Source organism: Saccharothrix longispora (assembly GCF_030852425.1).
GTDB classification, from domain to species: domain Bacteria; phylum Actinomycetota; class Actinomycetes; order Mycobacteriales; family Pseudonocardiaceae; genus Actinosynnema; species Actinosynnema longispora.
Map to the genome: position 1 here is coordinate 1 of NZ_NSDM01000053.1, position 720 is coordinate 720.

The window sequence follows — 720 nt, forward strand, 5'->3', positions numbered from 1 at the left end:
TCAGCTGGAGCCGGAGATCTTCCAGAAGCCCACGGTCGGCAGGGTGTCCGGCCCGACCGGCCCCTTGCCCCAGAAGTAGTCGTCGAAGTTCGCGATCCACGAGTTCCCGATCGGCCCCATGGTCGCCCAGCGCACCCACGACGGCTGGGTGTCGATCGACGCCTGCGCCCACGCCACGCGCACCTTCATCGGCCGCAGGAAGTTCAGGAACGGCCTGCGCAGCAGGTGGTTGCCGTACCGCGAGCCGAACGAGCTGTTCTGCACCACGCCCGTCTCGAAGCTGTTGATCTGGTGCAGCCCGCGGAACGACGGACCCCACCGCTGCCACCACGCCTGGCCGCTCGCCGTGCCCTGGAGCAGGCTCGGGGTGTACAGGCTCATCCACTCGGCGTCCCGGTTGCCCCAGCGCGCCTCGGTGTTGCGCAGCGCGCTGTCGGTGACGGCGCTGCACCCGGCGAACGACAGGCCGAACGCGCCGCCCCGCCCGTGGTAGTAGGTCATGTCGACGTCGTCGGCGTACACGTGGTCCTGGCCGCCCGCGAACGCCGGGTCCTTGAAGTCCTGCTCCCACGCGTTCGCCCCGGTCCAGCTGAACTGCACCGGGACGCCCGCGCCGGTGAAGCGGGTGTTGAAGCCGGTGACGTCCGCCGGGACGCCGGACAGGGACTGGCAGGTCCCGGTGCCGGAGCTGCCGACGTCGACCCGGGTGGTCCACTGCGC

Annotated in this window: 1 protein-coding gene; it reads right to left on the reverse strand. The window is 70.8% G+C overall.

Going from position 1 to position 720, the window contains the following annotated elements:
* Positions 1–720, reverse strand: a 720-nt coding sequence (locus CKY47_RS36785; RefSeq protein ID WP_306751002.1) for a DUF6345 domain-containing protein, incomplete at its 5' end; no start/stop codon positions are given.